The sequence below is a fragment of the Micromonospora sp. C51 genome (genome assembly GCF_018070435.1).
Taxonomy (GTDB): domain Bacteria; phylum Actinomycetota; class Actinomycetes; order Mycobacteriales; family Micromonosporaceae; genus Micromonospora; species Micromonospora sediminimaris.
In genome coordinates this window covers 150,639-175,619 of record NZ_JAGPXQ010000004.1, presented here as the reverse complement: position 1 = coordinate 175,619, position 24,981 = coordinate 150,639, and the positions used below count along the sequence as shown (strand labels likewise).

The window sequence follows — 24,981 nt, the reverse complement described above, 5'->3', positions numbered from 1 at the left end:
CCGCCCCGCCGTTGGCTGCCCACCCGCCCCTCAGCGGCGCGTCGCGAAGACCACGCCGGTCAGGCAGAGCGCGCCGCCCAGCAGGGCCAGCGGTGCCGGTACCTCGCCCAGCAGCGTCCAGGACAGCAGGACGGTGACCGGCGGGACCAGGTAGGTGGCGGCGGTGGTGCGCCCCGCCGTCCAGCGGGACAGCACGTAACCCCAGGTGAGGAAGCCGATCGCGGTCGGGAACACGCCCAGGAACAGCACGCCGACGGTGGCCGGCAGCGGGGCCGCGGCGAGTTCCGCCAGCAGCGTGGGGGTGAACGGCAGCAGGGCAGCCGTCCCGGCCAGCGCGCCGAGCCAGGTCATCGTCGGGGCGGCCATCCGCGCCAGCAGACGCTTCTGCAGCAGTACGGCGAAGGCGTACAGCAGGGCGGAGAGCACCGCCAGCGCGACGCCGACCTTGTCGACGTGCCCGGTGAAGCCACTGGCCGCGATCAGGGCCACCCCCACGAAGGCGACCGCCACCCCGACACCGAGCCGGCGGGTGAGCCGCTCGCCCAGGACGAGGACCGCGGCCACCGCGACCAGGATGGGCGCGACCGCCACCAGCAGGGCCGCCGTGCCGGCGTCGACCAGCCGCTCGGCGGCGTTGAGCGCCAGGTTGTACCCGCCGAACCAGGCCACGCCCCAGAGCGCGACGAGTCCCAGCGTTCCACCACCGGGCAGTGCGCTCTGGGGCGTCCCGACGTGCGGCGTCCGGGCCCGCCGGCGGCCGGCGGTGACCGCGACGAACACGCTAAGCGCGGCGGACGCCGCCACCATGCGGCCCAGCGCCATGGCACCGGGGGAGTAGTCGTGTCCGGCGAAGCGGATGCCCACGAACGCCGAGGCCCACAGCAGCACCGTGGTCCCGGCCGCGGCGACGATCGGCCAGGACCGGGGCCGCTCCTCCGGCCAGGTGTACGCGGGGACGGCCCGGAGTGGGGTGGCGGGCTCGGTCATCGACGGGCTGCTCATGAGGTGATTCTCGGCCGCCTGACGATTCAGTACCAGCGACTGTTTCTTCACAACACTTAAGTCGCACTTTATCGTGGGGTGGTGCTCGACGTTCACCGCCTCCGGGTCTTCCGTTCCGTCGTGGCGTCCGGATCCGTCCAGGCCGCCGCCTCCAACCTCGGCTACACCCCCTCCGCCGTCAGTCAGCACCTCACCGCACTGCAACGCGAGACGGGACTCACCCTCCTCGCCAAGGCAGGGCGAGGGCTGCGGCCCACGGCTGCCGGGCACGCCCTCGCCGCGGAGGCCGACCGGGTGCTCGCCCGGGTCGGCGCGGCCGAGTCGCTCATCGCGGATCTGCGCACCGGTCGCACCGGCACACTGTCCATCGCGTACTTCGCGTCGGTGGGCGCGGCATGGATGCCGCACGTGGTGCGGTGCATCCTCGCCGATTTCCCCGGCGTGCGGCTCGACCTGCAACTGCGCGAACACATCCCGGACAGCCGGGAGGAGCGCGCCGACGTGCAGGTGATCGTGGCGGGCGCCACCGGCTTCGACCCCGGTTCGGGCTTCACCGCGCACCACCTGCTCGACGACCCGTACGTCGCCGTGGTGCCGGCCGGGCACCGCCTCGCCGGCCGGCCGGAGACGGATCTGGCCGACCTCGCCGACGAGCGCTGGGTCGACAACGACTTCGCCCGGGGCTGGTGCCGCGCCAACCTCCTCGAAGCCTGTACCGCCGCCGGTTTCCGCCCGGCCTTCCGGGTGGAGGCGCACGACTACCGGACCGCGCTGGCCTTTGTCGCCGCCGGCATCGGCCTCACGGTGCTGCCCGCGCTCGGCGCGGCACACCTGCCCGCCGGGGTGACCTGCGTCCGGCTGCTCCGCCCGACACCGACCCGGTCGATCCACGTGGTCGTCCACGACGCCGTCGAGCACACCCCGGCGGCCCGAATGGCGGTGACCGCGCTACGAGCCGCCGCCCAGTCCGCCCCCACCCCGATCACCCCGTGACGGGCCGCAGGTCAGATCGGAGCCAGGGCTCCGCGCGCGACAGCGACGAACTCATCGCGGCGTTCGGTCCGGTAGCGCAGCACGGCGAGGTGTTCGGCACGGTGCCGCACACCCAGCGGGGTGGCTTCCGTGGCCTGCTCCCGGGACAGCCGACGCTGCTGGGCGTACTCCTCGTTGACGCTGCGCACGGTCTGCCCGGCGGCGTCCGCGACCGGGTCCGGGCCGGCCAACAACACCAGGTTGTACGCCTCGTCGAGCGCACGCAGCGCCCGGTACGGGGCGTCCTCACCGGGTGCGGTGTCCGGCCCGACCCAGCCGGTGTCCAGTGCCCGGTACGCCCGGTCGCAGGCGGCCAGGAAGCCGACGTACGTGTCCCGCCGTGCCTGGTCTCGGCGGAGCGTACGCTGCGCGTCGCGTTCCTCCCGGGCAGCGGTGAGTTGGCCGGTGACCTGCCGACGCCCGGTGAGCGCGGTGACCAGTCCGGTGAGGCCGGCGGCGGTCAGCGTGGACAGCGACGTGATCAGCGCGATGGCGACGGTCTCCCGCATGCCGACCATCATGGTCGGCCGGCCCACCCGGGCCTCGCCCGACCGCGGCCCTAGCGGTGCAGCTGTCGCTTCCAGTCGGCGGGCACCCGCTCGGCCGGAGCCGGTGCGCCCTGCTCCGGCGGACGGCTGACGGGTGCCACGAGCGAGGGCCCCTGTTCGTACAGGACCTGCTCGTCGTAGTCCCAGAACCACTCCTCGCCCGGTTCGAAGCTGCGGACGAAGCGGTGCCCGGTCGCGGCGTGGTGGGCGCTGGCGTGCTGGTTCGGCGAGGAGTCGCAACATCCGACGTGACCGCACCTGCCGCACCGCCGGAGATGGAACCACCAGCCCGGCGGGTCTGCCGTCATACAGTCGACGCAGCCCGGGCCGCTGGGCGGCACCTCGGGGTCGATGCCCTCCATCGCGCGTCCTCTCGACTGAACGGGTCTGCCACGGCTCGGCCGGGGCGGGCCACAGCGGCCCTGCAACCCTAACCCGGTCCGTACGGCAGAGCGTGCGCCGACCGATATTTCATGATCAACCCGTGGTCGCGGAGTCGGCTCCGTTCCAGATGCGGCAGAGCGGGTAATCGCCCGCCCTTGCCAGCCCAGGACAGGAGGACCGCAATGACCAGGATCGGCATCATCATCGGCAGCACTCGGCCGGGGAGGCACGGCGAGACGGTGGCACGCTGGGTGTACGACATCGCCGCGCAGCGGGTAGACGCCGAGTACGAACTCGTGGATCTCCTGGATTTCAACCTGCCGCACCTCGATGAGATGACGCCCCCGTCGCTCGGGCAGTACACGCAGCCGCACACGCTGCGCTGGGCCGAGAAGATCGCATCGTTCGACGGGTACGTCTTCGTGACACCGGAGTACAACCACTCCACGTCCGGGGCGTTGAAGAACGCCATCGACTTCCTCTACGCCGAGTGGAACAACAAGGCGGCCGGGTTCGTCAGCTACGGCAGCGTCGGTGGTGCCCGCGCCGTGGAGCACTTGCGGCTGGTGGTGGCCGAGTTGCAGATGGCGGACGTACGGGCGCAGGTGGCGCTGTCCCTGTTCACCGATTTCGAGAACTTCACCGCCTTTCAGCCCGGACCGCACCAGGAAGGCTCGGTGAACATGATGCTCGACCAACTGGTGGCCTGGAGCGGCGCGCTGGCGAGTCTGCGGGCCGGTACGACCATGTCGACACCCCAGTCCTCGGCATAGTGCCGCCGCGGATGGGTCCGCTTCACGATTGTCGGGCGGCCCGCCACTCTTCGTGGGTGATCGCGTACTCGACCTCACCCTGTTCCGTTCCGGGCAGCGGATCGTCCCAGGACGGGAAGTAGGTGCGGACATAGCGCAGGCCGACGGACTCCATCACCCGACGGGACCCGGTGTTCACGGTCATGGTCTGCGCGATGACTCGGCGCTGGCCGACCGTGTCGAAGGCGTGCCGCAGCAGTTCCCGGGAAGCCTCGCTGGCCAGGCCCTTGCGCCAGTGCCGGCGTAACAGGCGGTAACCCAGCTCCGCGACGGCCGGGTCGTCCGGCTGGTCGGGACCGTGCGCCGGCGGGAGCATCATCAGCCCGACGAACTCGCCGTCCTCCTCGGCCTGCGGCGGCGTCGAACCGCGCGCCCCGCCGTCGGTGCCGAACGCTATCCAGTAGCCCAGTCCGTCCACCTTGTCGGTCAGCGCCATCCGGTTCGCGTGCGAGGTGATCACCTCGTCCCTGGTCCGGGCCCGCCCGTAGAGGTAGCGCAGCACCTCCGGGTCGGAGTCCAGCTCGACCTCCAGGTCGAGGTGCCGGTCAGCGAGCGGGACCAGCAGCAGACGATCGGTACGCAGAACCGGTTGAGGCATCCGGCCACGATCGCACGCGCCCGCCCGCGCGGCGCGTAGTTTTTCGTGGCCCGTGCCCAGTGTGAGGGCGGCGTGACGCTCGCCCGGCCAGCACCGACGTCAGGAAGTCGGCCGGGCCATGGTTCACGGTCACGCCCAGGGGGCGGTCGGATACCAGGGGATGATCTCGCGGCGGGCGAGCAGGCGGATGTCCCAGTAGAGGAAGGTGAAGGCGCCCGCGATGAGGAACGCCACCGCGATGGTCGCCGCCAGCCGGCTCGGGCGGGCCGCGAACCAGCGCTGGAGCCGGCTGCCGGCGAACCACGTGAGCAGGAGGAACAGCACGGCCATGATGACGATGTTGCCGATCGACTGGAGGGTGAACGCGGCGGCGCCGTAGAGCGGGTTGCCGCTCTCCGCGGCGTCGCGGAACATCTGCCGGAACAGCGAGAACGGGCGTCCGATCAGGAAGCCGGCGATGAGCGCGCCCATGAAGACCAGCGGCGCGTTGGGATACCGGCGGGCGATCCGGGCGAACGGGTCCGGCGCCACCCGCAGAGCGGCCAGCCCCAGGTAGATCATGATCAGCCCGATGGCACCGAAGACCACCATGGACTGGACGCTGCGCGGCGAGAGCGAGCCGGCCGTGTTCGAGGCGGTGGAGAACTGGGGCATCGCGGTCCCGACCAGGCCGACGACCACACCGTACGAGGCGGAGACCGCGATCATGCCGACCGCCATCCAGCCCAGCGGTCGCAGCGGTGCCAGGAAGCGGCTCAGTCGACCGCCGGAGGTGCCGGCCAGCGGGGCGAGGGCGCCGAAGGCGGCGACGTTGCAGGCGGTGAAGGTGCCGGCGATGCCCGAGACGAACGCGAAGAGCACGCCGGCCACGACCCCACTGATCGGAGTCTCCTTGGCGTCGTGACCGAGCAGCGTGTTGGCGACGTTGTCGCCGATGGTCCGGTCGACGAACTCCGCGGACCACACGACGGTGAGCAGGAAACCGGCAAGCACGCTGAGCGCGATGATCAGCCCGCGTCGACGTGGCGTCTCACCTGGGACGAAGATCGAGGCGCCGCCTGTCTTGGCCGGAACGCGGAGCTCGACGGCGGGTGGACGGTTGGTGCGCCTGTCGGTCTTGGTCACGGAGAGGCTCCTCATCATCACGGAGGGTCAGCAATGATGATGGTGGATGGAGCCGCGGTCGGTTTCTCGCAGTTTGCTCGACCCCTCGTCGATCCGGTCGCCGGTGCCGTCGCCCCCGCCTCGGAGTCCGGTGGCCGGCGGCCCTTCGTACCATCCTGCTTGCATGACCATACGTCCTGGTGCATACTTTTCCTTGTGTCCAAGGTCCTGACCTCCCTGCCCACCGGTGAACGTGTCGGCATCGCCTTCTCCGGCGGCCTCGACACCTCCGTCGCGGTCGCGTGGATGCGCGACAAGGGCGCCATCCCGTGCGCCTACACCGCTGACATCGGCCAGTACGACGAGCCCGACATCGCCTCGGTGCCCGATCGGGCGCTCAGCTACGGCGCCGAGGTCGCCCGGCTGGTCGACTGCCGCGCGGCCCTGGTGGAAGAGGGCCTGGCCGCGCTGACCTGCGGCGCCTTCCACATCCGCTCGGGCGGGCGGGCCTACTTCAACACCACGCCGCTGGGACGCGCGGTCACCGGCACGCTGCTGGTGCGGGCGATGATCTCCGACGACGTGCAGATCTGGGGCGACGGCTCGACCTTCAAGGGCAACGACATCGAGCGGTTCTACCGCTACGGCCTGCTGGCCAACCCGCAGCTGCGGATCTACAAGCCGTGGCTCGACACCGACTTCGTCAGCGACCTCGGTGGCCGCAAGGAGATGTCGGAGTGGCTGCTGGCCCGGGACCTGCCGTACCGGGACAGCACCGAGAAGGCGTACTCGACCGACGCGAACATCTGGGGCGCCACCCACGAGGCGAAGACCCTCGAACATCTCGACACCGGCATCGAGACGGTCAACCCGATCATGGGCGTCCGGTTCTGGGATCCGGCGGTGGAGATCCCCACCGAGGACGTGACTATCGGATTCGACCAGGGTCGGCCGGTGACGATCAACGGCAAGGAGTTCGGCAGCGCGGTCGACCTGGTGCTGGAGGCCAACGCCATCGGCGGCCGGCACGGCCTCGGCATGTCCGACCAGATCGAGAACCGGATCATCGAGGCCAAGAGCCGGGGCATCTACGAGGCGCCCGGGATGGCGTTGCTGCATGCCGCGTACGAGCGGTTGGTCAACGCCATCCACAACGAGGACACCCTGGCCAACTACCACAACGAGGGCCGTCGGCTGGGCCGGCTGATGTACGAGGGCCGGTGGCTGGACCCGCAGGCGTTGATGCTGCGTGAGTCGCTGCAACGCTGGGTCGGCACGGCCGTCACCGGTGAGGTGACGCTGCGGCTGCGCCGGGGTGAGGACTACTCGATCCTGGACACCGCCGGCCCGGCCTTCAGCTACCACCCGGACAAGCTGTCGATGGAGCGTACGACGGACTCCGCCTTCGGCCCGGCCGACCGCATCGGTCAGCTCACCATGCGCAACCTCGACATCGCCGACTCGCGGGCCAAGCTGGAGCAGTACGCGCACCTGGGCATGGTCGGCGGCGCTCCGCAGCGGGTGGTCGGTGCGGCCCAGGCGGCCTCGACCGGGCTGATCGGCGCGATGCCGGAGGGCGGTGCGGAGGCGATCGCCTCCCGGGGCGTCCCGTCGGCGGAGGACGAGGCGCTCGACCGCGCCGCGATGGAGTTCGGCGTCGACTGACCGGCTCGGGTCAGGCCCACCCGCCCGCCGCCTACGGTCACCCCCCGTCGGCGGCGGGCGGTGTCGTCTCCGGCCTGCCGATCCGTGGCCGGTACGCTTGCCGCCTTCGAAGGTGCTGAAGGAGGCGGCGGTGCTGGCAGGTGTCCGACCCTGGCAGGTGGTCGCGGTGGCGACCGCCGTCGCGGTCCTGGCCTGGTCCGGCTTCTGGTACCTGGCCGTGCCCCGCTTCGACGTCTGCCCTGCCGTGCATCCGGCGCCGGCCGGTTGTCGGGTCGACGCGCGGATCTCGGCCGCGTGGCTCTGGACGACGATCGTGGCGGTGCTCTACGTGGCTGTCGTCGTCGCCGTCCGGGTCCGTCCGGGCGGACAGTACCGCCGGTCGGTCGCGTTGGGCACGGTGGCGCTGGGCGTCGCGACCCTGTACGGCCTGTGGACGGTGTGGCAGGCGGGCGGCTGACCGTCGTGACCTCCTCGACCGGCGCGTCGCCGCGTGGTGTCCGTGGGCGCACGGGGGCCGGCGGGCCCTGAGGTTCACGTGAGCGGTCGCGGGCAGCGCACGGCCATCGATCCGTGGCCGATCGACCGAGGTGACCTTCCCGGAAGTCGGCTCTACTTTGCGTAGCCGACCGATCGCGCCCCGTTTCAGGATGGTGGGGTGGCGTCGGTCTTCGTCGCTTCCCGAGGAGGACCCGTTGAGGTATCCCACCGGCCTGTCCGCCGCCGCGTCCGTGACCGTGCTCGTCGCGTCCGCGATGACCGTCCTGCCCGCGGTCGCCGCCTCCGCCGCCCCGGCCGCGCTCGCCTACCACGCCGTCGACCTGGGCACCCTCGGCGGCGACTACAGCGAGGCGGTCGCCATCAACGACCAAGGGCAGGTGCTCGGCCTGAGCAACCCGGCCACCGACATCCCACACCGTGTCGTATGGCAGAACGGTGCGATCACCGACCTGGGCCGGCAAGACTTCTACGAGTTGACCACCGGGTTCAACAACCGGGGCGACGTGGTGGGCACCTTCAACATCCCGCCGTACGACTACCCGTGCACCTGCGTAGGTGGCCGGTTGCGGGACGGTGTCGTCACCCCTGTCGGCGACCAGGCGACGGCGATCAACAACCTCGGCCACGTGGTTGGTGTGGCCGATGGCCGGGCGTTCCGCTGGCGCGCCGGGGTGCTGACCGCCCTGGGCACGCTGGGCGGCGCGACGAGTCGGGCGACCGCCGTGAACGACCTGGGAGCGGTCCTCGGCAGCGCCGACACTGCCGCCGGTGTCCGACGACCCGTCCTGTGGTGGGCCGGGCGCACCGTCGACCTGACCGCCCACGGGCTGGGTGCCACGGACGCGGTCAACGACCTGGACATCCGGAATCGCCTGGTGGGCAGTCGGGCCGGGCGCGCCACGCTGTTCCGGCTAACCGTCTGAGTGCGTGACGGTGACCACCACCTTGCCGGCCGGGTGCCGGTCGGTGAAGTGGCGCAGCGCGTCCGCCGTCTCGGCGAGCGGGAAGCTGCGGTCGACCGGCGGGCTGAGCGCGCCGGATTCGACCAGGTCACGCAACTCGTCGAGGTCCTCGATGCGCTCGCGGGCGCCGACGGCGCGCAGCCGGTGACCGACGACCGTCGACAACAACGGCGCCCCGAACATCTGCCGGCCGTAGCCGCCGAGCAGCGCGCCCCGGGTCCAGTCGCCGCCGACCAGGGCCAGCGTCCCGCGTGGGGTGAGCGCGCGTCGCAACAACGACAGCGTCCGGTTGCCGCCGGTGTCGAGGACCACGTCGTACACCGGGCCGTCCCGGTCGATCTCCTCGTGGGTGTAGTCGAGGACGTCGTCGGCACCGAGCGAGCGGACGAACTCGGTCTTCGTGGGGGCGCAGACGCCGGTGACCGTCGCACCGTACGCCTTGGCGATCTGCACGGCCTGGGAACCGACGCCGCCGGAGGCGCCGATGACCAGCACCCGGTGGCCGGGCCGCACCTGGCCGGTGTCGCGGACCGCGCGCAGGGCGGTCATCCCGGAGACGGGTACGGCGGCGGCCTGGGCGAAGGTCAGGTTTGTGGGCTTGGCGGCCAGCCGCCGCTCGTGGGTGGCCGCGAACTCGGCGTACGACCCGCGCAGGCAGGTGCCGTACACCTCGTCGCCGGGCCGGAAGCGGGTCACCCGGGCGCCGACCTCGGCCACCACACCGGCCACGTCCCGGCCGAGGACCGGCACCCGGGGTCGGCGCAGCCCGGAGGCGAGCCGTACCAGGTAGGGACGTCCGGCCAGAAAGATCAGCACTCCCGGGTCGACACCGGCGGCGCGGACCCGCACCAGTACCTCCCGATCCCCGACGCCGGGACGGTCGATGTCGCGTAGCCGCAGCGCGGACGGCGGGCCGTAGCGGTCGTACACGATGGCCTTCATGGTGCCTCCTCGGGGTACTGGAACACGTCGTCGAGCCGTACGCCGAACACGTTGGCGATCCGAAAGGCCATCTCCAGCGAGGGGGAGTAGCGGCCCTGCTCGATGGCGATGACGGTCTGCCGCGTCACCCCGAGTCGTTCGGCCAGCTCGGCCTGGGTCATCTCGTCCCGGGCGAAGCGCAGTGCCCGGATGTTGTTGGTGACGCGGGTCGGCTTCACCACTGCGGCACGCCCCTGCGGTAGACGATCACCTTCGCCAGCGAGCCGACCACCGCCGACAGCACGAAGCACAGGTAGATCACGTTGGCGATCCAGAACCAGTGCCACTGCGCCAGCGCCATGAGCATCGCCGACACCGCCCCGATCACCACGAACGCCTGCCCGACGTGGTCGCCCAACCGCCCGATCTCCCGGTCGCGGACGTCACTGACCCGCGAGGCGCGCGGGTTCACCACGCCGATCCCGATCTCGAGGAGCATGCTGGCGGCGATGGCGCCGCCAACCGTCCAGAGCAGTACGCCGGCGTACGGCGTCGCGGTCAGTCGCCCGTCGCCGGCCCGGCTCAGGACCACGGCCACGTAGATCGCGTAACCGACCACGCTGACCACCAGCATGATCCAGGCCCGCTTCTCCTGGTGCGTCATGACGACTCCTCGATGTAAAGAATCATTGACACCATGAGAGTAAGGCGTCTTTGACATCATGTCTAGAAACTTTTACATCACGTGCCGTGTGGAGGGTCCTGGCGGGCGAGCGGAGCGGGGTCGCCGGGTGGTCGCGATCTGTCAGCTGGGTCAGCGTCGGGCGGCGCGCAGCGCGTCGTGCAGCTCCCGCGCCACCTGCGCCAGCGCCGCCTCGGCCTGCGGCTGCACGGCCGCCGGCACCGTCGACTCGCTAAGCGCGGCCACGGCGTACGCCTGCCCGTCGGCGTGTTCCACCACGCCGACCTCGTGCCGCAGGTTGAGCAGCGTGCCGGTCTTCGACGACCAGCGGGAGCTGTCGGAGCTGAAGTCCGGGGCGAGCCGTTGTCGTAGCAGGTTGTCACCCATCAGCTCGCGAACCCGGGCGGCCACCGCGGCCGGTATCCGCGACGGGCGCCACAGCGCGTGCAGCAGCTCGACGAAGGCCCGGGCCGAGCCGGAGTTGGCCCGGCCCACGTCCAGCTGGGCGACCGGATGGCCCTGACCGGCGGTGGTCGCGGACGCGGCGAGCGAGTGCGCGAGGTGCACCTCCGGCGCGAGCCGCTCGGCCGGCGTGTCGGTGAGGTCCCGGGTGTGGTGCCGGACACTGATCCCGTCGAGACCGAAACGGCGCAGCGTGTCGGCGACCACGGTGGGCGGGGTCAGCGCGAACAGCGCGTCCGAGGCCCCCTCGTCGCTGATCGCCACGCTGAGGTAGAGCAGATCGTCGATCGCCACGGTGGCCGGGTGCCGGAACCGGCTCAACCCGGTCGGACCGGGCGTGCGCACCCGGCCGGGGGCCACCGTGACCGCGGTGCCGCCGTCGAGTTCGCCGCGTCCGATCCGGTCCACGGTGGCCACCGCCAACGGCACCTTCACCAGCGACGCGACGGGTAGCACCACGTCGTCGTCCAGGCCCAACTCGTCGCCGGAGTCGAGGTCGCGGACCAGAAGACAGCCGCGCAGCCCGGCGTCGCGCAGCGTCTCCCGGGCGGTGCGGAGCAGTCGGCCGACGGTCACGCCGCCTCCGGTACGCCCAGGCACCGCGCCACGGCGGCACCCAACGCGCCACGCAGCCGCTCGGCGTCCTCCCGGACACCGGCCGTCACCTGGTAGCCGCGGACCGGTCGCAGGTCGCCAAGGGGTCGCCAGTGCAGTCCGAGTTCGCGCGCCTCGGCGGGGGAGCAGAGCACCAGGTCGGTGCCGGCGAGCGCCTCGGCGGCGGCGTCGACCACGGACGCCGCGACCGCCACCTGGGTCGGCTGCAACCCGACGGCGTCGCGCAGCCGGGTCAGCGGGTCGCGGACGTGCGGCACGTCGTCCTCAGGTGAGATCCAGACCCGACGTCGACGGGTCCGGCGGTTCGCCCGTGGGGTACGCAGCGTCTCCAGCCGCACCACCTCGACACCCGGGTCGGTGCCGCCCGCGAGACCGAGCGGCACCCGCCACGCGGCCTCGTCCGGCGGTACGCAGATCAGCGCGGCCCGCACCTCGTGGCGCTGCCGCAGTCGGGCCCGTTCCGCCGGCTCGCCCCGGCGCAACTCCAGGTGCAGGTCGTGCCGGCGGGCCTCGACCACCAGCCGGGCCAGCGACCGTGGCGCGCTGACCGCCGGCACGGCCAGCCGGAACGGGCGCAGCCGGGCCCGTTCGGCGTCGTGCTCCATCGCCTCCGCCAACTCGACGATCCGCCGGGCCGAGGCGAGCATGTCCCGCCCGAACATGGTGAGCGTGACGTTGCGCGAGGTGCGGTCGAACAGCCGCCCGCCGAGGTGTCGCTCCAGTGCCGCCACCCGTCGGCTCGCCACCGACTGCGGGATCCGGGCCACGGAGGCGCCGACGGTGAAGCTGCCGTGGGTGCCGACCGACACGAAGGCCCGGCAGGCCGCCACCAGATCCACGCCGGCAGTCTATGCCGAATCGGCATCGGTGCCGCCGTCGGTGTCTTCGACAGCATGAGACGGCGCTGCGAATCTGGGTGCCGGTTACCCGGACGACGTCCGGTAGACCGGTTGATCGAGGGAAGGACCCAGCTGTGACCAGTACCAACCGCCGTACCCGTGCGGTCGCGCTCGCGCTGACACTCGGCCTGCTCGCCGGCTGCTCTCCCGGCAGCCCGTCCACGCCGGCGCCAACGCCGACGGTGTCCACGCCGACGGCGTCCGCCGCGCCGGTCATCGTCGACTTCGCGCCGCTGGAACGGGAGTTCGACGCCCGACTCGGCGTGTACGCGATCGACACCGGCAGCGGCAGCACCGTCACACACCGGGCCGACGAGCGCTTCGCGTACGCCTCGACCTTCAAGGCCCTCGCCGCCGGCGCGGTGCTCGCCGCGACCTCGACCGAGGAACTGGACCGGGTCGTCAGCTACTCCCGCGACGACCTGGTCACCTACTCGCCGATCACGGAACGGCACGTCGACACCGGCCTGTCGCTGCGGGCGATCGCCGACGCGGCGGTGCGCTACAGCGACAACACCGCCGGGAACCTGCTGCTCAAGCAGCTCGGCGGCCCCTCCGGCTTCAAGCAGGCGCTGCGTGGGGTCGGCGACGAGGTCACCGAGCCGGTGCGGTGGGAAACCGAACTCAACGCGTACGTCCCGGGCGAGCGCCGTGACACCAGTACGCCCCGCGCCCTGGCCACCACGCTGCGGGCGTACGCGGTAGACGACGCCCTCTCCCCGGACGACCGGGCCCTGCTGGTCGACTGGCTCAAGCGCAACACCACCGGCGACAAGACGATCCGGGCCGGCGTCCCCGAGGGCTGGGCGGTGGGTGACAAGACCGGCTCGGCCGACCACGGCACTCGAAACGACATCGCGGTCATCTGGCCGCCGGACCGGGCACCGATCGTGCTGGCCGTGCTCTCCGATCGGGCCGAGCCCGACGCCGAGCGCGACGACGCGCTGCTCGCCCGGGCCACCGAGCTCACCCTCGACGCGCTGAGCTGAGCCGGGCCCCTGGGGCTTGGACCGGCCACCAGGCGACCGTGGTGGGTCGGTTCGTGTGTGTCCCGGTCCCGGCCGCGCCGCCCGTCGGCGCGGGCCGGGACCGGGCGTTCGTCAGGGGGTCGGGACCGTGGCGGGGCCGGTCAGGTCGAAGTCGGCGGTGACCGGGGTGTGCCGGATCCGCACCGGCTGCGCCCCGGACACCTGCGCGGCGTTGGGGAACCAGCGGCTCGGTACGTGCGCGCAGTCGCAGCGCAGCAGCACCCGCTGCCCCGGCAGCAGCCGCAGCGTGTAGTCGGCGCCGACGTCGACCACCCCCGTCACGTCGCCGGTCCGCGCGTGGAAGGCGATCACCTGGGAGTAGTTCGGCATCTCGTCGACGGTGATGGTTCCGCTGACCACGGTGCCCGCGACGAGTGTCTGATCGCTGGTCACGGACGTGCCGGACCGGACCCGTACGGTGTCGGCCTTCCGGCGGTCGGCGACCCCGCCGGACCACTGGCTGGCCAGCCCGTAACCGGTGTAGTACAACGGCCAGCGGTACGGTCCGAGGCCGGTGAGCGTGTAGCGGCCGTCGTCATCGGTGATGGCGCCGTAGTCGCTGTTCTTGGGATCCGGGACCACCGGCAGGGTCAGGACATGCCCGCCGGAGACCGGGGTGCCGTCCGCCGCACGGGTGACCCGGCCGGTGACGGTGCCCGGCGGGTCGAACCGGACCGTCGGGGCGGTGACCGTCTCGCCCGGACGCACCCGGATCGTCACTCCCCGCTCCCGCTTCCCGGTGCCGCCGTGCCGACCGACCCACTGCATGCCGTACTGCGTGTTGTCGTAGGGCTCGGCGAGCAGGTGATAGCGGCCGGGCGGCACGTTGCTGGCGAGCACGTCGCCACCGTCGACGCCGGTGCAGCCGCCGTGCCGGCCGTCCTGCACCTCGCCGAGAAACACGACGGTCAGCCGGTCGCGGTTGACGGGGACCAGGGACACGCACCCGCGCACGGCGGCCCCGGTGGCCCTGTCTCGCAACGTGGTGCGCACCTCGCCAGGAGTGGTGGCGTCCGTGGTCCGACCGGCTTCCTCCCGGTGGGACGCGGCGGCGAACGTGGACGTGGACGGCGCGGCGGCGGTGGCGCGCGGGGCGGCGGCGGACTGGGCGAGCCCGGGGCTTGCGGCGGCGGGCAGCGGCAGGCTGACGACGAGCAGGGCGACGGTGAGTGGGACGGCATGACGTGGTGACCGCGGCATCGGCGGGATCCTCTCCACCCGGCGGACGAAACCCACTCACGGTAGCGACTGTGACGGGGCCGTCACAGGTTGTGTCGGGAGGTGGTCAGGGGATCGGCCACTCGTGGACCGGCCGGTTGCTGTGCATCAGCTCCACGTAGTGCCGGACCACCTGGCGCAGCGCGTCCGGGCGGTCCAGCTGGTCGGTCGACTCCAGCCGGTGCAGCGTCTCCACCTGCCAGGTGGCGCCGTTGCGGCCGGTCAGGCAGCGTTGCTCGATGATGCCGAGCAGCCGGTCCCGCTCGTCCGGCTCGACACCCCAACGGTCCAGGCCGTGGTGGGCCAGGGGCAGCAGGCGGCGCAGCACCAGTTCGGCGGCCGGCAGATAACCCAGACCGGGCCAGAAGACGTGGGCGTCGATGCCGTGCCGGGCACAGGTGTTGAAGTTCTCCTCGGCGGCGCTGAACGACATCTGGGACCACAGCGGCCGGTCGGCCTCGGCGAGCGCCCGGACCAGTCCGAAGTAGAACGCCCCGTTCGCGATGGTGTCCAGCACGGTCGGCCCGGCCGGCAGGACCCGGTTCTCCACCCGCAGGTGCGGCCGGCCCCGCAGCACGTCGTAGACCGGCCGGTTCCACCGGTAGATGGTGCCGTTGTGCAGGCGCAACTCGGCGAGGGTCGGCACCCCTCCGGCGGCGAGCGTCTCGGACGGGTCCTCCGGATCGCAGACCGGCAGCAGCGCCGGGAAGAAGCGCACGTTCTCCTCGAACAGGTCGAACACCGAGGTGATCCAGCGCTCGCCGAACCAGACCCGGGGGCGTACGCCCTGGGTCTTGATCTCCTCGGGACGGGTGTCGGTGGCCTGCTGGAACAGCGGGATCCGGGTCTCGCGCCACAGCTCACGGCCGAAGAACAGCGGCGAGTTCGCGCCGAGCGCCACCTGGATCCCGGCGATGGCCTGGGCGGCGTTCCAGTAGTCGGCGAACTGACCGGGCCCCACCTGGAGGTGGAACTGGGTGCTGGTGCACGCCGCCTCCGGCGTGATGGTGTCGGCGGTGACCGCCAGTCGCTCCACCCCGTTGATGGCGATCCGCAGATCCTCACCCCGGGCGGCGAAGATCTGTTCGTTGAGCAGCGCGTAACGGGGATTCGCCGACAGGGTGGCGGCGGTCAGGTGCTCCGGTAGCACGGTCGGCAGAATGCCGATCATCACCAGCTGCGCGTCGACCGTGCGGGCCCGTTGGTCGGCCGAGTTCAGGGCGGCGCGGACGTGCTCCTCGAATTCGGCGGTGCCGGCGCCGGACAGCCGCCGCGGGGCGACGTTGATCTCGACGTTGAACTGGCCGAGTTCGGTCTGGAAGCTCGGGTCGGCCACCGCCTGCAACACGTCGGCGTTGCGCATCGCCGGCATCGACTCGGCGTCGACCAGGTTCAGCTCGATCTCCAACCCGGTCATCGGCCGATCGACGTCGAACCGGGACTCGCGCAGCATCTCGGCGAAGACGTCGAGACAGCGGCGCACCTTGTCCCGGTAGCGAGCCCGATCCTGGCGGCTGAAGGTCTGTACGCCGACTTCCTCGCCCATAGGTCACCACCCTGTCACCGCTGGTACCCCAAACGTCGCACGTCCATGCCACCTGCGGAAGTCGGGACCGGTGGAGAGGTCCGTAGCATGGCCGTCGTGCGTGACAAGGTGACCCGACTGTTCGTGGTGGCGGCGATCGCGGAGGCGATCTCCTGGGCAGGGCTGCTGGCCGGAATGGCCGTCAAGTACGGCCCGCCCGGCAACGAGTTGGGGGTGCAGGTCTTCGGCCCGATCCACGGTGCGCTCTTCGTCGCGTACGGGGTGCTGGTGCTGGCGGTGGCCCGGGTGCAGCGGTGGAGCCTGCTGGCCACGTTCGTGGCGCTGGCCTGCGCGGTGCCGCCGTTCGCCACCGTGGTCTTCGAGCGTTGGGCGCGGCGGCGGGGCATGCTCGACGTCAGCGAGCCGGCCCCGGAGCCCGCTCCGGTCGGCTGAGCCCAGGGCGGCTGGCCCGTGCCGTCGGCGTCGCCGGGCCGCCGCCTCAGGTCACCGCCGTGCAGGCCGCCACCGTCGCGACCACCAGCACGCCCAGCACCGCCTGGAGCAGCAGCGGGGGGCCCAGGTGCGACCACATGGTGGCCGTACGCGGTCGGAGCAGCTGCCCCGTGGTGAGGTTGACGATCCGTTCGATCTTCGGTGCCAGGTCGGGATCACCCTGGTCGCGCAGCGTCAGTTGAACGTGGTCGGCCGGATGCAGGGCGCTCTGCGGCAGGTGCCCGTGCAACTCCACCTCGTAGAGCCGGCCGCCGGCGTCCCGCAGGCGCACCGGGGTGACCAGGTACTCGGGTCCCTTCTTCAGCTCCTTGAAGCTGCGTCGGCCCGTGCCGGAGCCGGCCGAGAGCAGGGCTCGTACCAGCTTGGCCAGCAGGCCCGCCACGCTGGCCGCGGCCAGCACCACCACCAGCACCGGCTGCCCCACCCGCACCTCCCGGGGGTAGCCGTCCATCAGGCGCACGATCTGCGCGGTGAGGATCCGCCCGGTGGGGTGCAGGCTGCGCCGGGAATACGATGTCGCGTCCATCCCACCACCACCCAGAGTCCGCCTACGCCTACAGATCGTATCGATCCTCGGGGTTGAACGACGTGAATGAAAACCGGTCACGCGGTTGCCGGCAGGTGACAAGCACGCTGACGCGGGTAAGCGGTGGGCCGAGCTGGAAAGGGGTCGAGCATGCAGCTGTCCTTCCTGCGCCCGCTGTACCAGCGTCCAGGCCCGTGGTGCTCGGTCTACCTGGACGCCTCCCTGGACACCGAGGACGCGCACGCGGCACTCGATCTGCGTTGGCGTGGCCTGCAACGGCAACTGGCCGAGCAGGGGGCGGACGAGCCGACGATCGCCGCCATCGACCGGGTGATCCGGGGACACGACCCGATGCCCGGCGACTACGGGTTGGCCGTGTTCGGTACCCACGGACAGGTGGTGCTCTCCGAGTACCTGTCCGCCCCGCCGCGACGGGATCTGGCCGCGTACGCCCCGCTGCCGCATGTGATGCCGCTGCTGGCTCAGCGCGGTGAACAGGTGGCGTGGGTGCGGGTGCTGGCCGACCGCACGGGTGCCGACGCGATGTCGGTAAGTGCCGGCGGAGTGCCGCGCCGGGCACATGTCGTCGGCCGGGAAAGCTACCAGCTGCGCCGGGTCCAGCCCGGCGGCTGGTCCCAGTCGCGCTACCAGCGGGCCGCGATGGAGGCATGGCATCACAATGCCGGTGACGTCACCGCCGCGACCGTCGAGCTGGCCGAGCGGGTGGGTGCCGAGGTGGTGGTGGTGGCCGGCGACGTCCGTGCCACCGGCATGATCGCCGCGCAGATGCCGGATCGCTGGCAGGATCTGGTGGTGCGCACCGACGCCGGTTCCCGGGCCGGCGGTGCCGACCAGACCCTGCTCGACGACCTGACCGTGCAGACCATCGCCGAGGTGGCCGACCAGCGGGTGAACGCGGCGCTGGACCGCTTCGGCACGCAGGAGGACGTCGGCGCCGGGCTCGACGCGGTGGTGGCCGCGTTGCAGCGCAACCAGGTCGACACGATGCTGATCGTCGACGACCCGTCGGCCGACGGCCAGCTCTGGATCGGCCCGGCGGCCACCGACATCGCCACCGAGCCGGATCAGCTGGTCGCGGTCGCCGACCCGGAGCGGGTGCGGGCCGACGCGGCGCTGGTGCGTGCCCTGGTGGGCACCGACGCCGAGCTGACCGTGCTCGGCGCCGACGAGGCGCCCGAGCTGGTGGACGGGGTGGGCGCGGTGCTGCGCTACGTCGACCCGGTCACTCCGGGACGGGGCGGTGCCTGACCCGAGCGTCGCTGACGCGGTGGTCGACCGGCTGCTGGCCTGGCGGATTCCGCGGGTCTTCGGCCACCCGGAGGAGGCGGTCGCGGCACTGGTCGAGGCGCTCGACGCCACCGGGAGCGAGCCGGAGTTCGTACCCGTCCGCAACGCGGAGTGCGCCGCGGTCATGGCGGCCGGGCAGGCCCGCTTCACCGGCGGTCCGGGCGTCTGCCTGGCGGCCGGCGGGGCGGCCGCCGCGGGCCTGCTCACGGGACTCCACGCCGCCCGGGGCGCCGGCCTGCCGGTGCTCGCCGTCGTCGCCGATCCGGGCGTCGTCGCGTCCGAGGCCGCCCGGGTCATCCACCGACAGCTCGCCGAGGTGTGCCACCGCCTCCGGTACGCCGCCGAGCCGGCGCGGGTGCCGGAGCTGGTGGACGAGGCGCTGCGCGCCGCGACGCGCGCTCGCGGCCCGGTGGGCCTGGTGGTGCCGAACTCGTCACCGCAGGGTGCGACGCGGGTAGCGGCACCGGGCCCCGGCATCGACGTCCGGCTGGTGCTCGACGAGCTGTCCAGCCGGCTGCCCCCGAACAGCGTGGTGACCGTCGACGGCATCGGGCCGACGATCGGGCTCGCCCACCCGGCGGGGTCGCCGGTCGAGGTGGTCATGGGTCCGGCCGGGCTGCCCGGGGGCGCGCTGCCGTACGCCCTCGCGGCGAAACTGGCCGCTCCCGACCGGCCGGTGATCGCCCTGGTCAGCGACGACGGGATGCGCTCGCACGGGCTGTCCGAGCTGGTCACCATCGCTCGGCGGCGACCGGCGTGGCCCGACCCGCGGCTGGTGGTGCTGGTGCGCAACACCCGGTCCGGTCATCCCCGGCACCTGGACCCGGCCCGGCCGGTCACCGACGACGTCCCGTACGCCGGCTGGGCCCGGTTGCTCGGCCTGCACGGGGTGCGGGTCGACCGGCCGGAGCTGGTCGGCGCGGCCTGGGACGAGGCCCTGAACGCCGATCGCCCGTGCGTGCTGGAGATGGTGATGGACGCCCCGACCCTCGGCCCGTGGAACCGGCAGGCATGGGACAACATCGGGGATGTTGCTGCGCCAGTCGGCGGCGAGCCAGCAACATCCCCGATGTTGCTGGCCGGCAATGGTGTGCCGGCGGAGGCGGGGTGGCTGCTCTCGTCAAAAAGGGACAAGATCCCCTGATTGATGCCGTCCGGTGGGGAGATGCCCTGTTTAACCCGCATCGTGGCGGGAAGCCGGGCCGCGTGGTGAGCGATCGAGGCAAGGTGGGGCCGGTGCGCAAGGTGCGCCCGGGACTGACGGCGGCCGGGGCCGGCATGGCCGGTGACCGTGTGGTCGCGGCCGGCAGCACGGCCCGGATCCTGGTCGCGGCCACCGCCCGCGCCCTACGCGGCAGCGACTGCGCCGACCTCGGGCACGCCGGACCGGTGTCCCGTTTCGCCGGTACGCCCGAGCCGGTGCGGCGGGCGGCGGCGATCCGCTCCGCCGGCCGGATCGCCCTCACCGCCGGACAGGCCGCCGAGGTCGACGCGGAGCGGGTCGCCCGCTGGTTCGTCGACCAGTACCCGCGGCGCCGGTATCCCGGGGTGCTGCTGGGCTCCCCGCACGGCGGGGTGGCGCATCTGGCGGTGGCGCTGGGCATGCCCTGGCTGCCCGCCGGGTTCGAGATGATCGCGCACTGGCCGCAGGGCGCGGTGGACCGGCCCCGCGCCGCCCTGGACCACGGCGCGGCGCTTGCCGGACGGGTGCTCGCCGGCAACCCCGACCTGCGGGTACGGCAGGTGCACTGCCCGGCCAGCCGAGGTGCGCTGGCCGGGGCGACGGTGGCGCTGACCGGCCGCTGGCGGGCGCTGCCGGCGGCGTACCGCAGCTTCCTGACCGACCGGCTGGCACCTGGCGCGCCGGTGCTGGTGCTGCGGGACACCCGGACCTGGCCGGTGGTGGACGCCGCCGACCGGCACAGCTTCCAACTCGGCTGCCCGGCCAGCGGCCTGAACCCGGTGGACTTCCACCCCGACAGCCACGCGCTGCGGCAGGTGCTGCGCTCGGCCGGCGGCGACAGCGCGCACTGGGAACCACCGGAGATCTCCGCCCCACCCGCTGCCGCTGAACATGGCGTGGAGTCCGGTTTCGACCGGGGCGTACGGGACTGGACCTCCCGGCACGGTCATCCGCTGCACCAGATCCTGGTGCCCGCACCGGAGGCGCTCAGTGCGGCCACCGCGGACCTGTACCGACGCTGGCTGCGGGCCGCCGGCAAGACCGGTGACCGCCTGGTGGTCGAGTGCGGGCGGCTGCTCGACCCCTGGCAGGTGCTCCGGGCCGGACTGGTGCCGTACTGGTGCGAGAACGCCACCCGGCGCAGCGTCGAACAGGTGGAGTGGTGGCTGGCCGGCAGCGAGTCGTTCACCTCGATCGACGTGCTGCCGGAGCCACCCGGCGTACGCTCACCGGCGCTGGCCGGGCTCCCGCAGTGGCTGGCGGTCGCCGGCTTCGGTCGGCGGCGTCGGGCCCTGGACCGCACCTCGGCGCGCGGCTACCCGGTCACCTCCGTACCCACCCGCAGGGCCACCGAGGTGCTCCGCGCCCAGCCGTATGACCTGCCCAACCCGGCGCCGCTGACGACCGGCGAGGCCCTGGTCGCGCTGCGCGACGGCGGGAGCCACCACGGCCTGCTGATCTGTTGAGACCGGGCTGACGAAACATCCTCGCGAACCCGCGATCCCGTGATTGAGTACCTACGGAGCGGGAACACCGCCGGCTGCGACAGGCTGATCACCTCGCGTGGCGCGGCGCCGTCGCCCGCTGGCATCCCAGTCACGTAACCCAGTCACAGGCCCGTGCGTGCCTACGCGCGTGCCCGGTGTTGGCGAATCCGGGCGGGGTCCTTCCCGAGGGAGGCGCGGATGTTCGGACAGACCACCACAACCACACCACCACCCACCGATCGTGGGCTTGAGGACCTCGACGCCGCGGCGTTGGCGTACGCGGCGCGGATCGAAGGGTTGCCGCCGGAGCGTCGCCACGAGGCCCGCGACGACCTGGTCCGGTTCGCGTTGCCGTTCGCGGGCCGGTTGGCCCGCCGCTACCGGGGGCGCGGCGAGCCGTTGGAGGATCTGGAACAGGTGGCCCGCCTGGGGCTGGTCAACGCCGTCGACCGGTACGACCCGGAACGGGGTTCCTTCACCGCGTACGCGGCAATCACCATCGTGGGTGAGATCAAGCGGCATTTCCGGGATCGCACCTGGGGCGTGCACGTGCCCCGCCGGCTACGTGACCTGATCCTGGAGGTCGGACAGGCGACGGCGGCGCTGACCAGTGAGCTGTCCCGGGCGCCGACGGTGGCCGAACTGTCGAAACGGCTGGAGACGCCGGAGGAGGAGATCCTCGCCGCGTTGGAGTCGGCGGCCGGCTACAGCCCGGCGTCGCTCAACGCGCCGGTCGGCGGGGAGAGTTCGGCGGAGTTCGGCGACCTGGTCGGCGAGTCGGACCTCGCGCTGGAGTCGGTCGACGACCGGGTGACCGTCAGCGGTCTGCTGCACCGGCTGCCCTGGCGGGAGCGGCGGATCCTGGCCATGCGGTTCTACGGCAACCAGACCCAGGCCGAGATCGCGGCCCGCTTCGGTATCTCCCAGATGCACGTGTCCCGGTTGCTGTCGCGGGCGCTGACCTGGCTGCGCCAGGCGATGCTCGCCGACGCGCCGCCACCGTGGCAGAACGGTCCCGCCGAGTCCGAGTCGGCCAACCAGTCGCGCGCCGCGGCTCCGGTGCGGGGTCGCTGAGCATCGGGAAGGAACGTCGTCGGGGCGGCACCGATCAGTGCCGCCCCGAACGGTACGCGTCGATCAGTTCTGCGGCGTGTCACCGTGTCCGCGCGGATGCCGCCACCGGTCGTTGGGCTGCGCCTCGCGCTGTGCGCCCAGCGGATTGTCCTCCGGCTCGTCGGTCTCCTCGAAGCTCGGCCGGCGTACCTCCTCCGGCTCCGGCACGTCGACCGGCCGGGCGCCGGACTGCGGCGCTGGCTGGTACGCGACGGCCTCCCGCGCGCCGTGCGCCCCCTCGGCACTCGGCGACTCCGGCATGTGCACCTCCCGGTGGATCTCGTCGCGGAACTCCTGCGGCGGTCGGGTGGTCCGCTGTGGAAGGTCACGGCCCAGGTCGGAGACGAGTTCGCCGTACTTGGCGTCGAACGCGGGCCGCTCCGAGCGGATCCGGGGCATCCGGTCGAAGTTGCGCAGCGGTGGCGGGCAGGTGGTGGCCCACTCCAGGGAGTTGCCGAACCCCCAGGGATCATCCACGGTCACCTCGGCGCCGTAGCGCCAGGACTTCCAGGCGTTCCACATGAAGAACAGGGTGGACGCGCCGAGCACGAACGCGAAGATGCTGGAGATGGTGTTCAGCGTGGTGAACCCGTCGGTGGGCAGGTAGTCGGCGTACCGCCGGGGCATGCCCTCGTTGCCGAGCCAATGGTGCACCAGGAAGGTGCCGTGGAAGCCGATGAACATGGTCCAGAAATGCAGCTTGCCGAGCCGCTCGTCGAGCAGGCGCCCGGTCATCTTCGGCCACCAGAAGTAGAAGCCGGCGAAGAGCGCGAAGACCACCGTGCCGAAGACCACGTAGTGGAAGTGGGCGACCACGAAGTAGCTGTCGTGGGTGTGCCAGTCGGCCGGCGGGCTGGCCAGCAGCACGCCGGTCAACCCGCCGAGCAGGAAGGTCACCAGGAAGCCGATGGCGAACAGCATCGGCGTCTCGAAGGTGAGCTGTCCCTTCCACATGGTGCCGATCCAGTTGAAGAACTTCACCCCGGTCGGCACCGCGATCAGGTAGCTCAGGATGCTGAAGAACGGCAACAGCACCTGACCGGTGGCGAACATGTGGTGCGCCCAGACCGTCATCGACAGCACGGTGATCGCGATGGTGGCCAGCACCAGACCGGTGTAGCCGAAGATCGGCTTGCGGGAGAAGACCGGGATGACCTCGGTGATGATGCCGAAGAACGGCAGCGCGATGATGTAGACCTCGGGGTGACCGAAGAACCAGAACAGGTGCTGCCACAGCATCGGTCCGGCGGTGTCGGGGTTGAACACCTGCGCGTCGAGCAGCCGGTCGGCGCTGAGCGCCAGCAGTGCGGCGGCCAGCAGCGGGAAGACCAGGATCACCAGCACGCTGGTGAAGAGCATGTTCCACGTGAAGATCGGCATCCGGAACATGGTCATGCCCGGTGCGCGCAGGGTCAGGATCGTGGTGATCAGGTTGACCGCGCCGAGGATCGTACCCAGGCCGGACACCACCAGGCCGATCACCCACATGTTCGCGCCGACCCCGGGGGAGTGCTCGACGGTGCTCAGCGGCGTGTACGCGGTCCAGCCGAAGTCGGCCGAGCCGCCCGGGGTCAGGAACCCGCCGACCACCATCAGCCCGCCGAACAGGTAGAGCCAGTAGGCCAGCGCGTTGAGTCGGGGGAACGACACGTCCGGGGCGCCGATCTGGATCGGCACGATGTAGTTGGCGAAGCCGAACGCCGCCGGGGTGGCGAACAGCAGCAGCATCACCGCGCCGTGCGAGGTGAAGAGCTGGTTGTACTGCTCCGGGGCGAGGAACTGCAGGCCGGGCCGAGCCAGCTCGGCGCGGATCACCATGGCCTCGATCCCGGCCAGCACGAAGAAGCCGAACGAGGTCAGCAGGTACAGCAGGCCGATCTGCTTGTGGTCGGTGGTGGCCAGGAACCTGACCAGCTTTCCGCCCGGAAGCGGCCTGCGCAGCGGTCCGGGATAGCCGCCGAACCGGGCCGGGGCGAGGATCGCCGGGCCCCGGTCCTGTCCGGGTTCGGTGGTAACCCGCTTGGGCATGAGCGCTCACCTGCGTTGACGACGGATAAGGACGGGCGTGGCTACCCACCCCGTCGACCATGTAACCAGGCGAGAGCGGTAATTTCGGTCAATTCGCCGGTAGCGTGGCCCAGACGGCCTTTCCGTCGCCGGCCGGCGAGCTGCCCCAGCGGTCGGCCAGCTCGCGTACCAACAGCAGCCCACGACCGCCCTCGTCGCGCTGCCCCGCCTCGCCCGGCCGGGCCGCCGCGCTGCTGCCGTCAACCACCGTCAGGTGCAGCCAGGGCCGGCGCAGGGTCACCGTGACCTGCATCGGGGTACCAGCGTGCCGGACCACGTTGCCGACCAGTTCGCTGAGCACCACCGAGGCCGGACCGGCCGCCTCGGGCAGGTTCCACCGGGCACACGCGTCGGTCACCAGTTCCCGGGCCCGTCGGCAGGCCGCCGCCACCGGGTCCAGGCGTAGCCGCAGCCGGCTCACGGCGGACGCGCCGGCGAACCGGCTCGCCTCGTCGCAGCTGTCCCGCATCGGCACCACCCGGCAGGCCGTGGAGGCGGTCAGCAGGGCGGCGGCCTCCGGGTGCGGCGCGCAGAGCACCAGCGGCACCATCGGCCAGTCCGCGGCGCGACGCGCCACGGCGGCGAAGACGGACACCGCCAGCTGCTCCCGCACGGCCAGCTCGGTCAGGTCGACCATCAGCGCGTCGGGCTGCCGGGCCAGACACTCCTCCAGGCGCGCGTACACCTCCCGCATCGAGATCATGTCGAGGGTGCCGGCCAGGCGTACGACGGTGACCTGTGCTCCGTCGTACACCTGGCAGGTGATCCGGCTCGCCATCTCCACCCTCGTCTCGACGGTGTCGCAGAGCCTGGCAGGTACCCGGCCCTC

At 72.0% G+C, this 24,981-nt stretch carries 26 protein-coding genes; 11 read left to right on the top strand and 15 right to left on the bottom strand.

Annotation, left to right across the window (positions count from 1 at the left end; translation table 11 throughout):
* Nucleotides 1-30: 30 nt before the first annotated feature.
* Nucleotides 31-1,002, bottom strand: coding sequence for a DMT family transporter (locus tag KBX50_RS07730; protein WP_210935860.1), 972 nt, complete (start codon nucleotides 1,000-1,002; stop codon nucleotides 31-33).
* Nucleotides 1,003-1,083: 81 nt separating this feature from the next.
* Between KBX50_RS07730 and KBX50_RS07725 the strand changes: the two genes are divergently transcribed.
* Nucleotides 1,084-1,995, top strand: a complete 912-nt coding sequence (locus KBX50_RS07725) for a LysR family transcriptional regulator (RefSeq protein WP_210935859.1) — start codon at nucleotides 1,084-1,086, stop codon at nucleotides 1,993-1,995.
* A gap of 11 nt (nucleotides 1,996-2,006) precedes the next feature.
* On the opposite strand, the gene KBX50_RS07720 is transcribed toward KBX50_RS07725, so the two are convergent.
* Both KBX50_RS07720 and KBX50_RS07715 read right to left on the bottom strand, forming a co-directional pair.
* Nucleotides 2,007-2,543, bottom strand: a complete 537-nt coding sequence (locus KBX50_RS07720; protein ID WP_210935858.1) for a hypothetical protein — start codon at nucleotides 2,541-2,543, stop codon at nucleotides 2,007-2,009.
* Nucleotides 2,544-2,593: 50 nt separating this feature from the next.
* Nucleotides 2,594-2,944, bottom strand: coding sequence for a UBP-type zinc finger domain-containing protein (locus tag KBX50_RS07715; RefSeq protein ID WP_210935857.1), 351 nt, complete (start codon nucleotides 2,942-2,944; stop codon nucleotides 2,594-2,596).
* 204 nt (nucleotides 2,945-3,148) lie between these two features.
* On the opposite strand from KBX50_RS07715, the gene KBX50_RS07710 reads away from it, so the two are divergent.
* Nucleotides 3,149-3,739 (top strand): NADPH-dependent FMN reductase, encoded by a 591-nt coding sequence (locus KBX50_RS07710; RefSeq protein ID WP_210935856.1) that lies wholly within the window; start codon nucleotides 3,149-3,151, stop codon nucleotides 3,737-3,739.
* A 22-nt stretch (nucleotides 3,740-3,761) separates the two neighbouring features.
* Here the strand turns inward: KBX50_RS07710 and KBX50_RS07705 are convergent, their stop codons facing one another.
* On the bottom strand, nucleotides 3,762-4,376 hold the full coding sequence (locus KBX50_RS07705; protein WP_210935855.1) for a GNAT family N-acetyltransferase: 615 nt from the start codon (nucleotides 4,374-4,376) through the stop codon (nucleotides 3,762-3,764).
* A gap of 129 nt (nucleotides 4,377-4,505) precedes the next feature.
* A complete protein-coding gene (locus KBX50_RS07700) occupies nucleotides 4,506-5,501 on the bottom strand; it encodes a hypothetical protein (RefSeq protein WP_210935853.1) in 996 nt (331 codons plus the stop codon).
* Nucleotides 5,502-5,696: 195 nt separating this feature from the next.
* On the opposite strand from KBX50_RS07700, the gene argG reads away from it, so the two are divergent.
* From argG to KBX50_RS07685, 3 genes are all read left to right on the top strand, one after another.
* Complete coding sequence (gene argG, locus KBX50_RS07695) at nucleotides 5,697-7,145, top strand: argininosuccinate synthase (RefSeq protein WP_210935851.1); 1,449 nt, start codon at nucleotides 5,697-5,699, stop codon at nucleotides 7,143-7,145.
* Between the two features lie 130 nt (nucleotides 7,146-7,275).
* On the top strand, nucleotides 7,276-7,602 hold the full coding sequence (locus KBX50_RS07690; protein ID WP_210935849.1) for a hypothetical protein: 327 nt from the start codon (nucleotides 7,276-7,278) through the stop codon (nucleotides 7,600-7,602).
* A gap of 235 nt (nucleotides 7,603-7,837) precedes the next feature.
* Nucleotides 7,838-8,566 carry a hypothetical protein gene (locus KBX50_RS07685; RefSeq protein WP_210935847.1) on the top strand — a complete coding sequence of 243 codons (729 nt, stop codon included), beginning with the start codon at nucleotides 7,838-7,840 and terminating at the stop codon, nucleotides 8,564-8,566.
* On the opposite strand, the gene KBX50_RS07680 is transcribed toward KBX50_RS07685, so the two are convergent.
* The 5 genes from KBX50_RS07680 to KBX50_RS07660 all read right to left on the bottom strand — a co-directional run bounded on the left by KBX50_RS07680 (nucleotide 8,555) and on the right by KBX50_RS07660 (nucleotide 12,124).
* The gene (locus tag KBX50_RS07680; RefSeq protein WP_210935844.1) at nucleotides 8,555-9,547 is read right to left on the bottom strand and encodes an NAD(P)-dependent alcohol dehydrogenase; all 993 of its coding nucleotides are present in this window, start codon (nucleotides 9,545-9,547) and stop codon (nucleotides 8,555-8,557) included. The two genes, KBX50_RS07685 and KBX50_RS07680, sit on opposite strands and share 12 nt — an antisense overlap.
* Complete coding sequence (locus tag KBX50_RS07675; RefSeq protein ID WP_232511145.1) at nucleotides 9,544-9,708, bottom strand: helix-turn-helix transcriptional regulator; 165 nt, start codon at nucleotides 9,706-9,708, stop codon at nucleotides 9,544-9,546. The genes KBX50_RS07680 and KBX50_RS07675 overlap by 4 nt, the downstream gene beginning before the upstream one ends.
* 53 nt (nucleotides 9,709-9,761) lie before the next feature.
* Nucleotides 9,762-10,190 (bottom strand): hypothetical protein, encoded by a 429-nt coding sequence (locus KBX50_RS07670; protein ID WP_210935842.1) that lies wholly within the window; start codon nucleotides 10,188-10,190, stop codon nucleotides 9,762-9,764.
* Between the two features lie 150 nt (nucleotides 10,191-10,340).
* Entirely contained in the window at nucleotides 10,341-11,246 is a 906-nt protein-coding gene (locus KBX50_RS07665) for a serine hydrolase (RefSeq protein WP_210935840.1), read from the bottom strand.
* Entirely contained in the window at nucleotides 11,243-12,124 is an 882-nt protein-coding gene (locus tag KBX50_RS07660) for a LysR family transcriptional regulator (protein WP_210935839.1), read from the bottom strand. The genes KBX50_RS07665 and KBX50_RS07660 overlap by 4 nt, the downstream gene beginning before the upstream one ends.
* Before the next feature lie 134 nt (nucleotides 12,125-12,258).
* On the opposite strand from KBX50_RS07660, the gene bla reads away from it, so the two are divergent.
* Nucleotides 12,259-13,173: a class A beta-lactamase gene (gene bla / locus KBX50_RS07655; protein WP_307870879.1), complete on the top strand. Its 915-nt coding sequence runs from the start codon at nucleotides 12,259-12,261 to the stop codon at nucleotides 13,171-13,173.
* Between the two features lie 111 nt (nucleotides 13,174-13,284).
* Here the strand turns inward: bla and KBX50_RS07650 are convergent, their stop codons facing one another.
* Complete coding sequence (locus KBX50_RS07650) at nucleotides 13,285-14,412, bottom strand: carboxypeptidase-like regulatory domain-containing protein (protein ID WP_210935837.1); 1,128 nt, start codon at nucleotides 14,410-14,412, stop codon at nucleotides 13,285-13,287.
* An 85-nt stretch (nucleotides 14,413-14,497) separates the two neighbouring features.
* Nucleotides 14,498-15,976 carry a glutamate--cysteine ligase gene (locus tag KBX50_RS07645; protein WP_210935836.1) on the bottom strand — a complete coding sequence of 493 codons (1,479 nt, stop codon included), beginning with the start codon at nucleotides 15,974-15,976 and terminating at the stop codon, nucleotides 14,498-14,500.
* A gap of 87 nt (nucleotides 15,977-16,063) precedes the next feature.
* Here KBX50_RS07645 and KBX50_RS07640 point away from each other — a divergent pair, with 87 nt between their 5' ends.
* The gene (locus KBX50_RS07640) at nucleotides 16,064-16,408 is read left to right on the top strand and encodes a DUF3817 domain-containing protein (protein ID WP_210935835.1); all 345 of its coding nucleotides are present in this window, start codon (nucleotides 16,064-16,066) and stop codon (nucleotides 16,406-16,408) included.
* A 46-nt stretch (nucleotides 16,409-16,454) separates the two neighbouring features.
* Here the strand turns inward: KBX50_RS07640 and KBX50_RS07635 are convergent, their stop codons facing one another.
* The gene (locus KBX50_RS07635; protein ID WP_210935834.1) at nucleotides 16,455-16,994 is read right to left on the bottom strand and encodes a hypothetical protein; all 540 of its coding nucleotides are present in this window, start codon (nucleotides 16,992-16,994) and stop codon (nucleotides 16,455-16,457) included.
* 150 nt (nucleotides 16,995-17,144) lie between these two features.
* Here KBX50_RS07635 and KBX50_RS07630 point away from each other — a divergent pair, with 150 nt between their 5' ends.
* The 4 genes from KBX50_RS07630 to KBX50_RS07615 all read left to right on the top strand — a co-directional run bounded on the left by KBX50_RS07630 (nucleotide 17,145) and on the right by KBX50_RS07615 (nucleotide 22,046).
* The gene (locus KBX50_RS07630; protein ID WP_210935833.1) at nucleotides 17,145-18,263 is read left to right on the top strand and encodes a Vms1/Ankzf1 family peptidyl-tRNA hydrolase; all 1,119 of its coding nucleotides are present in this window, start codon (nucleotides 17,145-17,147) and stop codon (nucleotides 18,261-18,263) included.
* Entirely contained in the window at nucleotides 18,256-19,446 is a 1,191-nt protein-coding gene (locus KBX50_RS33530) for a thiamine pyrophosphate-binding protein (RefSeq protein WP_210935832.1), read from the top strand. The genes KBX50_RS07630 and KBX50_RS33530 overlap by 8 nt, the downstream gene beginning before the upstream one ends.
* Before the next feature lie 134 nt (nucleotides 19,447-19,580).
* Nucleotides 19,581-20,951: a hypothetical protein gene (locus KBX50_RS07620; protein ID WP_210936001.1), complete on the top strand. Its 1,371-nt coding sequence runs from the start codon at nucleotides 19,581-19,583 to the stop codon at nucleotides 20,949-20,951.
* A 219-nt stretch (nucleotides 20,952-21,170) separates the two neighbouring features.
* Complete coding sequence (locus KBX50_RS07615; protein WP_210935831.1) at nucleotides 21,171-22,046, top strand: SigB/SigF/SigG family RNA polymerase sigma factor; 876 nt, start codon at nucleotides 21,171-21,173, stop codon at nucleotides 22,044-22,046.
* Between the two features lie 63 nt (nucleotides 22,047-22,109).
* Here the strand turns inward: KBX50_RS07615 and ctaD are convergent, their stop codons facing one another.
* Nucleotides 22,110-24,113 carry a cytochrome c oxidase subunit I gene (gene ctaD, locus KBX50_RS07610; protein WP_093402769.1) on the bottom strand — a complete coding sequence of 668 codons (2,004 nt, stop codon included), beginning with the start codon at nucleotides 24,111-24,113 and terminating at the stop codon, nucleotides 22,110-22,112.
* An 88-nt stretch (nucleotides 24,114-24,201) separates the two neighbouring features.
* Nucleotides 24,202-24,930, bottom strand: a complete 729-nt coding sequence (locus tag KBX50_RS07605) for an ATP-binding protein (protein WP_210935830.1) — start codon at nucleotides 24,928-24,930, stop codon at nucleotides 24,202-24,204.
* Between the last annotated feature and the right edge of the window lie 51 nt (nucleotides 24,931-24,981).

Bases quoted from the DNA above. Each gene is read 5' to 3' on its own strand.
- KBX50_RS07730 (WP_210935860.1), bottom strand. From the start codon at position 1,002: ATGAGCAGCCCGTCGATGACCGAGCCCGCCACCCCACTCCGGGCCGTC.
- KBX50_RS07720 (WP_210935858.1), bottom strand. From the start codon at position 2,543: ATGCGGGAGACCGTCGCCATCGCGCTGATCACGTCGCTGTCCACGCTG.
- KBX50_RS07715 (WP_210935857.1), bottom strand. From the start codon at position 2,944: ATGGAGGGCATCGACCCCGAGGTGCCGCCCAGCGGCCCGGGCTGCGTC.
- KBX50_RS07710 (WP_210935856.1), top strand. From the start codon at position 3,149: ATGACCAGGATCGGCATCATCATCGGCAGCACTCGGCCGGGGAGGCAC.
- KBX50_RS07705 (WP_210935855.1), bottom strand. From the start codon at position 4,376: ATGCCTCAACCGGTTCTGCGTACCGATCGTCTGCTGCTGGTCCCGCTC.
- KBX50_RS07680 (WP_210935844.1), bottom strand. From the start codon at position 9,547: ATGAAGGCCATCGTGTACGACCGCTACGGCCCGCCGTCCGCGCTGCGG.
- KBX50_RS07675 (WP_232511145.1), bottom strand. From the start codon at position 9,708: ATGACCCAGGCCGAGCTGGCCGAACGACTCGGGGTGACGCGGCAGACC.
- KBX50_RS07670 (WP_210935842.1), bottom strand. From the start codon at position 10,190: ATGACGCACCAGGAGAAGCGGGCCTGGATCATGCTGGTGGTCAGCGTG.
- KBX50_RS07650 (WP_210935837.1), bottom strand. From the start codon at position 14,412: ATGCCGCGGTCACCACGTCATGCCGTCCCACTCACCGTCGCCCTGCTC.
- KBX50_RS07645 (WP_210935836.1), bottom strand. From the start codon at position 15,976: ATGGGCGAGGAAGTCGGCGTACAGACCTTCAGCCGCCAGGATCGGGCT.
- KBX50_RS07640 (WP_210935835.1), top strand. From the start codon at position 16,064: ATGGCCGTCGTGCGTGACAAGGTGACCCGACTGTTCGTGGTGGCGGCG.
- KBX50_RS07635 (WP_210935834.1), bottom strand. From the start codon at position 16,994: ATGGACGCGACATCGTATTCCCGGCGCAGCCTGCACCCCACCGGGCGG.
- KBX50_RS07630 (WP_210935833.1), top strand. From the start codon at position 17,145: ATGCAGCTGTCCTTCCTGCGCCCGCTGTACCAGCGTCCAGGCCCGTGG.
- KBX50_RS07620 (WP_210936001.1), top strand. From the start codon at position 19,581: ATGGCCGGTGACCGTGTGGTCGCGGCCGGCAGCACGGCCCGGATCCTG.
- KBX50_RS07615 (WP_210935831.1), top strand. From the start codon at position 21,171: ATGTTCGGACAGACCACCACAACCACACCACCACCCACCGATCGTGGG.
- ctaD (WP_093402769.1), bottom strand. From the start codon at position 24,113: ATGCCCAAGCGGGTTACCACCGAACCCGGACAGGACCGGGGCCCGGCG.
- KBX50_RS07605 (WP_210935830.1), bottom strand. From the start codon at position 24,930: ATGGCGAGCCGGATCACCTGCCAGGTGTACGACGGAGCACAGGTCACC.